Origin of the sequence: Kitasatospora terrestris (assembly GCF_039542905.1) — a bacterium.
GTDB lineage: Bacteria > Actinomycetota > Actinomycetes > Streptomycetales > Streptomycetaceae > Kitasatospora > Kitasatospora terrestris.
On sequence record NZ_BAABIS010000002.1, the window covers coordinates 2,501 to 3,587 of the forward strand.

A 1,087-nucleotide genomic window follows, 5' to 3' on the forward strand; every position below is an offset into this window, starting at 1 on the left:
GAAAAAAAAAAAAATACACAAGAAAAAAAAAAATAAAAAAAACCCAAAAACGTAACAAAGCAAAAAAAAAAATAAAAAAAAAAAATAACAAAAAAAACCCCCCGTGGGTCAAACCAAAAAAAAAGAAAAAAAAATTATAAACAAAAAAAACAAAAACGAAAAATAAAAAAAAAAAAAAAAAAAAAAAAAACAAAAAAAAAAGATAAAAAGAAAAAAGAAACAAAAAAAAAATAAAAAAAAAAAAAAAAAAAAAAAAAAAACAAAAAAATAGAAAAAAAAAACAAAAAAAAAAAAGAAAAACACAAACCACATCAAAAAAACAAACCTCCAAGAAACGAAAACAAAACATATATAAAAATAAACAAAAAAGAAAAAAAAAAAAAAAAAAAATAAGAAAAAAAGTAAAAAAAATAAAAAAAGTAAAAAAAAAAAAAAAAAATAAAAAAAAACAAAAAAAAAAAAAAAAAAAAAAGAAAAAAAAAAACAATAACGTCCCCACACACCACCCCCACGCCCCTCCTCAACCACCCCCACCACACCTCCGCGCCCCCCCCACCCCCCACCCGGCTCCTCCCGCCGACCCGCGCCCCCCCCCGCCCTGCCAAGCCCCAGCGCCCCCCCCCCCGGCCCGCACCCCCTCTCCCTCCCCTGCGATAGGTATCGGGATAGACGGCACCCCCCCCCACCCACCTGCCCCCCTCCCCCCACTCCCCCACCCTCCACCGCCCCCCCCCGTCCCCCCCCCGCCCTCCCTCCTCCCCCCCCCCCACCCCCTCTCCTTCCCACACCCCCCCCCCTCCCACCCGCAACCCCGCCCCCACCCCACCCCACCCCACCCCACCCCACCCCCCCCACACACACCCCCACACCCCACACCCCCCCCCACCCCCCCCCCACCCCACCCCACCCCACCCCACCCCACCCCACCCCACACCCCCCCCCACCCCACACCCCACCCCACCCCACCCCACCCCACACCCCACCCCACCCCCCCCCCCCCCACCCCACCCCACCCCACCCCACCCCACCCCACCCCACACCCCACCCCACCCCACCCCACCCCCCCCCCCCCCCCCCACCCCACCCC